Source organism: Dongia rigui (assembly GCF_034044635.1).
Taxonomy (GTDB): domain Bacteria; phylum Pseudomonadota; class Alphaproteobacteria; order Dongiales; family Dongiaceae; genus Dongia; species Dongia rigui.
In genome coordinates, this window is record NZ_JAXCLX010000001.1 from 955,902 (window position 1) to 964,986 (window position 9,085).

8 protein-coding genes are annotated in these 9,085 nt (G+C 64.7%); all 8 read right to left on the minus strand.

The genetic code is table 11. The features are described 5' to 3' along the window. Positions 1-4 precede the first annotated feature (4 nt). From SMD31_RS04305 to mraY, 8 genes are read right to left on the minus strand one after another with little or no spacing between them, the layout of a single operon-like run. Positions 5-1,015, minus strand: a complete 1,011-nt coding sequence (locus tag SMD31_RS04305; protein ID WP_320499492.1) for a cell division protein FtsQ/DivIB — start codon at positions 1,013-1,015, stop codon at positions 5-7. Beyond that, a complete protein-coding gene (locus SMD31_RS04310) occupies positions 1,003-1,926 on the minus strand; it encodes a D-alanine--D-alanine ligase (protein ID WP_320499493.1) in 924 nt (307 codons plus the stop codon). The genes SMD31_RS04305 and SMD31_RS04310 overlap by 13 nt, the downstream gene beginning before the upstream one ends. Positions 1,927-1,943: 17 nt before the next feature. Next, a complete protein-coding gene (murB, locus tag SMD31_RS04315; RefSeq protein ID WP_407652119.1) occupies positions 1,944-2,900 on the minus strand; it encodes a UDP-N-acetylmuramate dehydrogenase in 957 nt (318 codons plus the stop codon). Beyond that, on the minus strand, positions 2,900-4,324 hold the full coding sequence (gene murC / locus SMD31_RS04320) for a UDP-N-acetylmuramate--L-alanine ligase (RefSeq protein WP_320499495.1): 1,425 nt from the start codon (positions 4,322-4,324) through the stop codon (positions 2,900-2,902). Before murC ends, murB begins: the two co-directional genes overlap by 1 nt. Continuing rightward, positions 4,324-5,466 carry an undecaprenyldiphospho-muramoylpentapeptide beta-N-acetylglucosaminyltransferase gene (gene murG / locus SMD31_RS04325; RefSeq protein ID WP_320499496.1) on the minus strand — a complete coding sequence of 381 codons (1,143 nt, stop codon included), beginning with the start codon at positions 5,464-5,466 and terminating at the stop codon, positions 4,324-4,326. The genes murC and murG overlap by 1 nt, the downstream gene beginning before the upstream one ends. Continuing rightward, entirely contained in the window at positions 5,463-6,590 is a 1,128-nt protein-coding gene (locus SMD31_RS04330; RefSeq protein ID WP_320499497.1) for an FtsW/RodA/SpoVE family cell cycle protein, read from the minus strand. The genes murG and SMD31_RS04330 overlap by 4 nt, the downstream gene beginning before the upstream one ends. Further along, positions 6,587-7,984, minus strand: a complete 1,398-nt coding sequence (murD, locus tag SMD31_RS04335; protein WP_320499498.1) for a UDP-N-acetylmuramoyl-L-alanine--D-glutamate ligase — start codon at positions 7,982-7,984, stop codon at positions 6,587-6,589. The genes SMD31_RS04330 and murD overlap by 4 nt, the downstream gene beginning before the upstream one ends. A gap of 7 nt (positions 7,985-7,991) precedes the next feature. Continuing rightward, positions 7,992-9,080, minus strand: coding sequence for a phospho-N-acetylmuramoyl-pentapeptide-transferase (mraY, locus tag SMD31_RS04340; protein WP_320499499.1), 1,089 nt, complete (start codon positions 9,078-9,080; stop codon positions 7,992-7,994). Positions 9,081-9,085 lie beyond the last annotated feature (5 nt).

Genomic DNA, 9,085 nt, shown 5'->3' on the forward strand with positions numbered 1-9,085 from the left:
CGCCTCAGGTCGCGTTGTTCTTCGCGCCCGGGGCCGAAACCGGCGTCGCCGCCGGCGTCAGGACCGGATTCGCTTCCGGCTCAGTCTTGTCCTGGGTCTTGGTCGATTTCTTGGCACCATCGCCGGCTGCGTCCTCGGCGACGGCGGGATGCGCCTGGCGCACCACCAGCTTGTCGTCCTGGCGCAGGTCGATGATGCTGATATCCTTGTCGAGCAGATGATGCTGCTTCTCGAGCGCGGCGAATTTCTGCCAGGCGGTGTCGGCCGCCACTTCCGGCAGCTTGATATCGACGCCGTTGTCGAGGCGCAGGTTCCAGCGCCGGTTGCCGATGAGGACGGCCGCGGTCACCCGCTTCTGCAGGTCCGGCGCGAGGTTCAGCATGGCAAAGAGCGCTCCGGCTTTCTGGGGCGCCGCGTCGCCAACGATGACCGGCAGCTTGCCGAAGCGCGAGACATCCTTCACCGCCAGCACATCGCCGGTATCGCTCACCAGATAGAAATCGCCCTTCTTCTGCCACAGCGCCAGCGGCTCGGCTTCGGTCAAGGTGACGCGCAGCGTGCCTGGCAGGCGCCGTTCGACCACGGCGCTGGTGACCCAGGGCAGATCGACGATGCGCTGGCGCGCCGCTTCGAGATCGATGTCGAGGATCGGATCGCCCTTCATGGCGCCCAAGGCCAGCATGATGTCGTCCTTGGGCGTTTCCTTGCGGCCGTCGACTTCCAGCGTCGACAGCGCATAGCCGGCATCGGCCGTCGCGGAGACGAAATGCTGGCTCACGCTTGCGGTGAGATAGCTCACCCAACCGCTGCTGAAACTCCAATAGCCCAGGCCACCGACGGCAGCGCTGATGCCCACGACCAGCCCAAACGTGGTCAGGTGACGCTCGATCGCCGAGCGCGGACGCTTCCTGACCGGCACGCGCTGGGTAGCGCTGAGCTGGCGCTTGCGCGGCATCGGCCCCGCCATCGACAGGCTGGCGGCGGCGGCACCCTTATGCGCGCTTACACGTCGCATTGCGCGCGCTCCACCATCCAGGAAACGAGTTTCGGGTACGGAATGCCGGCATGGCGGGCCATTTCCGGCACCAAGCTCAAGGCCGTGAAGCCGGGCTGGGTGTTGATCTCCAGCAGATAGACCTCACCCACGCCGCCGGTGCCGGTATCGTCGTAGCGGAAGTCGCAGCGCGCAACACCCCGGCAACCGACCGCCTTGTAGGCAGCAACCGCCATGCGCTGGCATTCGGCATAGACATCTGCCGGCAGCGGCGCCGGAATGAGATGCTCGGTGAAGCCTTCGGTGTACTTGTTGGCGTAATCGTAGAAGCCGGATTTCGGCCGCAATTCGGTCACCGCCATCGCCTCGTCACCCATGATGCCGCAGGTGAGCTCGCGGCCAGGAATGAAGCGCTCGACCAGGACGAACTCGCCATAGGGCCAGTCGATGCCGGCAAAGGGCTTGGCATTGTCGCCGGGGCGGATGATGTTGACGCCGACGCTGGAACCTTCGTTATAGGGTTTCACCACATAAGGGCGCGGCATCGGATCGCCGGCCATCACCTCGGCACGGCTCAGCAGCTTGCCTTCCGGCACGCGCAGGCCCGCATCGGTGAAGAGGCGCTTGGCCATGGTCTTGTCCATGGCGATGGAGGACGCCATCAGGCCGGAATGCGTATAGGGAATCTTCAGCAGGTTGAGGACGCCCTGGATGTTGCCGTCCTCGCCATAGCGGCCATGCAGCGCGTTGAAGACCACGTCCGGCTTCTGCTGCTGCAACTGCGCGATCAGATGCCCCAGATCGGTCCCGGCATCGAGCGTCTCGACGGCATAGCCGGCTTCCTTGAGAGCGGACGCGCAATTGGCCCCGGAGGCGAGGGAGACCTCACGCTCTGCCGACAAACCACCCATCAGGACCGTCACGCGCTTCATACTACAACCAACTCCACTTACGCTTCAGACTTTGCGGCGATCGCCAGCGGTGAGTCCGCGGTGACGCCGATACGCTTGATTTCCCAGGCGAGCTCGATGCCGCTGGTTTCCTTGACGCGGCGGCGCACCGTCTCGCCCAGAGTCTCGATATCGGCCGCCGTGGCGGCGCCTGTATTGATCAGAAAATTGCAGTGCTTTTCCGAGACCATGGCGCCGCCGACGCTTAAACCCCGGCAGCCCGCCTGGTCGACCAACTGCCACGCCTTGTGGCCGGTCGGATTGACGAAGGTGCTGCCACCGGTCCGCGCCCGCACCGGCTGGCTCTCTTCGCGCGCCGCTTGAATTTCGTTGAGGCGCTGCTGGATGAGAGCCGCGTCGGTCGGCTGTCCTTCCAACTCGGCGCCACAGAAAATCCAATCCTCAGCAATGGCGCTGTGGCGATAGGTGAAGCCCATGCCGTCCTTGTCGAGGCGATGCATGACGCCTTGCCGATCAAGCGCCGTCGCCGACGCGAAGACAGCGGCAAGGTCGCTGCCATAGGCGCCGGCATTCATTCGGGCTGCGCCACCGATCGTTCCTGGAATGCCGGAGAGGAACTCGAGGCCACCGATACCAGCCGCCCGTGCTGCCAAGGCCACGTTGAGATCGAGCGCCGCGGCCCCAGCGAAGACTTTGCGGCCATCCGTGCGGATTTCCGCGAAGGCGCGGCCGAGGCGAATGACGACGCCCGGAATGCCGCCGTCGCGCACCAGGAGATTGGAACCGACGCCCAGCACCGTGAGCGGCACGTCTGCGGGGCAGCCGGCAAGGAAGGCCTGCAGGTCGGCGACGTCGGCCGGCTTGAACAGCACTTCGGCCGGCCCGCCGACGCGGAACCAGGTGACCTTCGCGAGACTGGCACCCTCGGTCAGCCGGCCACGGACGGCTGGCAACCTGTCGATGAGCGATGACTGTCTGGTCATGGCTGGCCTCATCATTTGCCCTCGAGCAACGGCTTCAGTTCACCGGGCAGCGCATGCGCCCAGGTGGTGATGGTGCCCGCACCCAGGCACACGACCAGATCGCCCTTATGCGCGATCGGCGCCACCATCCCGGCCAGATCCTTGGGATCGCTGAGGTGTTCGACATGGCGATGGCCACGCTCGCGCAGGCCCTGGACCAGGGCCTGGCCGCTGACGCCCTCGATCGGCGCCTCACCCGCCGCATAGACCTCGGCGATGATGACGTGATCGGCGTCGTTGAAGCAGGTGCAGAAATCCTCGAACAGATTGCCAAGGCGCGAATAGCGGTGCGGCTGCATGACGGCGATGACCTTGCCGCCCGATCCTTGCGTCGCCTGGCGCGCTGCCTTCAGCACCGCCGAGATTTCGACCGGGTGATGGCCGTAATCGTCGATGACGGTGACGCCAGCCACTTCGCCGGTCCGCGTGAAGCGACGTTTGACACCCCCGAAGCCGGCAAGACCCTTGCGCAGCGTGTCGTCATCGACGCCCATCTCATTGGCAACCGCGATGGCGGCGAGGCTGTTCTGCACATTGTGCTGCCCGACCATGGGCAGCTTCATGTTCTTGATCTCGCGCTCGGTTTCCCGGAAGCGGTCGCTGACGACGACGGTGAAGGTCGAGCCCGTGGGCGCCATTTCGATATCGATGGCGCGGATGTCGGCCTGCGGCGAGAAGCCATAGGTGATGATGCGCCGGTCAGCGAGACGCGGGATCATCGCCTGCACCACCGGGTGATCGATGCACAGGGCCGCAAAACCATAGAACGGGATGTTCTTGACGAATTCCTCATAGGCCCGGTTCATCGCATCGACCGAGCCGTAATGGTCGAGATGTTCCGGGTCCATGTTGGTGACGATGGCGATGGTCGCCGGCAGCTTGACGAAGGTGCCGTCGCTTTCATCCGCCTCGACCACCATCCAGTCGCCGGCACCCAGGCGCGCATTGGTGCCGTAATTGTTGATGATGCCGCCATTGATGACGGTCGGATCGAAGCCGCCGGCCTCGAGCAGGGCCGCGACCAGCGAAGTCGTCGTCGTCTTGCCGTGCGTGCCGCCGATGGCGACCGACCATTTGAGACGCATCAATTCGCCCAGCATCTCGGCACGGCGGACGACGGGCAGCAGCTTGGCGCGCGCGGCCAGAACTTCGGGATTATCCGGTTTCACCGCAGAGGAAATGACGATGACGGCAGCGTCGGCCAGATTCTCGGCGCGATGGCCGATCTCGACCGGGATGCCTTTGTCCTTGAGGCGCTTGGTGTTGTAGCTGTCGGCGAGATCCGAGCCGCGCACCTTGTAGCCGAGATTGTGCAGAATCTCGGCAATGCCGCTCATGCCGATACCGCCGATGCCGACGAAATGGATCACGCCGATGTCGAGTGGAAGGGCGCGCATTACGCTGGCTCCGTCTGCAAATGGGGTTTCCGGCTGGCCGGCACGAGGCTCATCACGACATCGGCCAGGCGCTCCGCCGCATCGCGCCGGCCAAGCTTCTTGGCAGCAGCGGCGGCAAGATCGAGCCGGTCGGGATGGCTCAAGATTGTCGTCAATCGCTCGGCGATCGAGGCCGGGGACATGGCGGATTCGGTGAGCACCCAGCCGGCGCCAGGCCCTTCGAGAGCGCGGGCATTGGCGAGCTGGTGATCGTCGATCGCGTTGGGGAGTGGGATCATCAGCGAGGGGCGGCCGGCGGCGGTGAGTTCCGTCACGGTCGAGGCACCCGCGCGCGAGACGATGAGATGCGCTGCCGCGAGGCGCTGCGGCATGTCGTCGAAAAAGGATTTAAGTTCGACCGCGAGCCCGGTCGCCTTATAGGCGGCGGCAACCTCGTCGATATCCTCGGGGCGGCATTGCTGCACGATCTTAAGGCGGCTGCGCAGTTCCGGCGAAATGAGTGCCACACCAGCCGGGATATGACGCGAGAACGACCGCGCCCCCAGGCTGCCGCCGAATATCAGCAGATTGATCGGCTCGAAACCGCGCGGCGCGCGATAGGCCTGGTTGGCAAGGGCACTGATCGCCGGGCGTACCGGATTGCCGGTGACGATCATCTTGTCGGCCGGGAGTTCCTCGAAGAAGCGCACCTTGTCGAAGCTCAGAGCCACCTTGCTGGCGCGCTTCATCAGGAACCGATTGGCGCGGCCCGCGACCGCGTTCTGCTCATGCAGCACCGTGCGGCTTTCGCGCTGTTGCGCGGCAAGGAGCGGCGGGACGGAGGGATAGCCGCCGAAACCGACCGTTACCACCGGATCCAGGCGCTTGATCAGCTTGCGGCATTGCAGATAACCCAGCGCCAGGCGGGCGAGATTCTTGATCTTGGGCACCAAACCCTTGCCGGCGACGCCGCCGGCTGCGACGTGGTGCACGTTCACTTCCGGCAGGCGATTGCCGAAGCCCTGGCCGCGCTCGTCGGTGATGAGGTCGACGCGGCAGCCACGGCGCAGCAATTCCGTCGCCAGCGCCTCGGCCGGGAACATGTGGCCGCCGGTCCCGCCGGCGGCGAGCACGATCTGCACGCGGTTGTCGTTTGCGATCATGGCTCGACGCTCCCCGGGAAGCGCCGGCGCGTGAGGGCCAGCAGCATGCCGACACCGAGGCCGATGGCGATGATCGACGAGCCGCCATAGGAAATGAACGGCAGGGTCATGCCCTTGGTCGGCATCAGATGCAGGGTCGAGGCCATGTTGACGATGGCCTGCAGGCCGAACGAGGTGACAAGGCCGGTGGCGGCCAGGATGATGAAATGGTTGTGCTCGCCGAGCAGCCGCGACAGCGCGCGCAGCACGATGAAGGCAAAGAGCGCCACCAGGATCAGGCAGACGATGAGGCCGAATTCTTCGCCCGCCACCGCAAAGACGAAATCGGCATGGGCGTCGGGCAGGACCAGCTTCACCGAGCCTTCGCCCGGACCCTTGCCATAGAGACCGCCGTTCTGGAAGGCCTCAAGAGCGCGATCGATCTGGTAGGTGTCGCCGCTTTCCGGATTGAAGAACTGATCGACACGCTCGGTGACATGGGGCAGCGCGAAATAGGCGCCGACGAGGCCGGCGGCACCGAGACCCACCAGCAGCAGCACCCAGAAAATCGGCAGGCCGGCAATGAAGAATTGCGCCGCCCAAGTCGCGGTGACGACCGCCGTCATGCCGAGATCCGGCTGCTTCAACAGCAGGGCGATGGTCGCAAGATAGGCGCCGATGGCGATGATGTTGCCGGGGATATTGGGCGATGTCTTCTGCAGCGCGAACATCCAGGCGGCGAAGATCGCAAAGCAGGGCTTCAGGAATTCGGAAGGCTGCAGCGACAATGGCCCAAGCGAGATCCAGCGCGTGGCGCCCTTGATCTCGACGCCCGCGAAGAGGGTAAGTGCCGTGAGGCCGAAGAAGACGAAGAAGAGGATGACGCCCAAGCGCCGCACCTGCTTGGCCGACAGCATGGAGACGAAAATCACGGTGCCCAGCGCCAGCGGCAGCATGGCGTAATGACGGCGCACGAGCGCGAAGCTGTCCATGCCGATCCGGGTGGCGACCGCGGGGCTTGCCGCCAGCACCAGGATGGCGCCGATGAAAGCGAGCGCGATCACCGCCGCCAGCATCCAGCGGTCGACCGTCCACCACCACTGGGCCACCATCGAGCGATCGGTGCGGGCGAAACCCCTGATCATGCTGCCCCCTTCACGCCGGTGGCTTGCTCGACGAGGGCACGAAAGCGGCTGCCGCGGATTTCGAAGTTCGGGTACTGGTCGAACGAGGCACAGGCCGGCGACAACAGCACCACGGCGCCAGGCTTCTTCTCGCGCTGGGCCAGGGCATGCGCCTCAGCCACGGCCTTGTCGAGCGTGCCACTGATCGTCGTCGGAAAGGCGCGGTTGATCTGTTTCAGGAACGCCGGTGCCGCTTCGCCGATCAGGAAGCCATGGCGGATGCGGTTGTAATAGGGTTCGAGACCGGCCAGGCCGCCCTCTTTCGCCTTGCCGCCGAGGATCCAATAGACGTTGTCATAGCAGGCGAGCGCCTTTTCGGCGGCATCGGCATTGGTCGCCTTGCTGTCATTGATGTAACGGACGCCGTTCACCGTGGCGATCAGTTCCTGCCGATGGGCAAGGCCCGGATAGCTCTCGAAGCCGGCGACAATTGCTTCCGCCGACAGGCCCAGGGCCTTGCCGGTCACATAGGCCGCAACCGCGTTCTGCCAGTTATGCTTGCCCGGCAGGCGCGCGATCGACTTCAGATCGAGCACGGTCGTCGCGGCGCCGCGAACGGCATCGATCAGCAGGCCGTTCTTGTCGACATAGGCGCCGCCCGATGCCGGCTGTTCGACCGAGATCGGAATGAGGCGGCGCTCACCGCCCTTCAGCTTGGCAAAGAGCTGGCGGCAGGGTTCGTCATCCTGGCCGACGATGCCGAGGCTCGACTTGCCCTTCGCCCGCAGGATCAGTTCCTTGGCGGCGATATAGCCCGCCATCCCGCCATGCCGGTCGAGATGGTCGGGCGTGATATTGAGGAGGAGTGCTATGTCGGCGATCGGCGTCGGCGTGATGTCGAGCTGATAGGACGAGAGTTCCAGCACATAGATGCCGTCGATCCCGACCGGCGCGAGGCTCAGCGCCGCCTGGCCGAGATTGCCACCCACTTCGACCTTGCGCCCCGCCGCCTTCAGCATATGGGCGATGAGGGTCGTCGTCGTCGACTTGCCATTGGTGCCGGTGATGCAGACGAAACGTGCCTGGGGCTGCGCCAGCGCCAGCAATTCGATATCGGAGATGATCGGCTTGCCCGCTGCCTTGGCAGCGAGAGCCACCGGATGCGGGACGGGATGCGTCAGCGGAATGCCGGGGCTCATCACCAGGGCATCAATTTCCGCAAAATCGACGGTCTTGAGGTCGATCAGGATGTCGGCCGGGACCATCGCCCGCGCCGTCTCGGAATCGTCCCAGGCCAGCACGCGCGCACCCGAACGGATCAGCGTCTCGGCCGTCGCGGCACCCGAACGGCCGAGGCCCAGCACCGCATAGGTGTGGCCGGCAATACCCGGGATATGGAGGCTGAGCTCGCTCATCTTTCCCTTAACGCAGCTTCAACGTGGCAAGGCCGATCAGCGCCAGAACGGCGGCGACGATCCAGAAGCGGATGACGATGGTCGGCTCCGCCAGGCCCTTCTTTTCGTAATGGTGATGCAGCGGCGCCATGCGGAAGACGCGCTTGCCGGTCATCTTGAAGCTCATCACCTGGACGATCACCGAGACCGTCTCAAGGACGAAGAGGCCGCCGATGATGGCCAGCACCAATTCGTGCTTGGTGATGACGCTGATGGCGCCCAAGGCGCCACCCATGCTGAGCGAGCCGGTATCGCCCATGAAGACCATGGCCGGCGGCGCGTTGAACCACAGGAAGCCGAGACCCGCACCACAAAGCGCGCCGCAGAAGACGGCAAGCTCACCGGAACCCGGCACGAAATGGAGCTGCAGATATTCGGCAAAGATCTGGTTGCCGACCAGATAGGCGATGAGCGCAAAGCAGGCCGCCGTGATCATCACCGGCACGGTGGCGAGGCCGTCGAGGCCGTCGGTGAGGTTGACCGCGTTCGAGGCGCCCATCATGACAAGCGCGCCGAAGACGATGAAACCAAACCCCAAGGGAATGAGCACGTCCTTGAAGAAGGGCAGCGCCACGCTGGTGCCGATCGAGGCCGGCTGATGCGACACGACGACGATGGTCGCAACGATGCCGATGACGGCCTGGCCGATCAGCTTGAAGCGGCCGTTGAGGCCCTTGGTATTGCGCTTGGTGAGTTTCAGGAAGTCGTCGGCAAAGCCGATGCTGCCATAGCCGATGGTGACGAACAGCACGACCCAGACATAGACATTGGTGAGGTCCGCCCAAAGCAGCGTGGTGATGCTGGCCGAGAGCAGGAACATGAGCCCGCCCATGGTCGGCGTGCCCTTCTTGGTGAGGAGATGGCTTTCCGGCCCGTCGCTGCGGATCGGTTGGCCGTCACGCTGCAGTTTCTTCAGCCAGCGAATCATGCCCGGGCCGATGACCAGGGTCAGGAAGAAGGCGAACAGGATCGCACCGCCGCTCCGGAACGTCAGATACCGGAACAGGTTGAAGACGCGGAGGTCTTCGGCCAATGGTGCGAGCAGATTGTAAAGCATGTTCC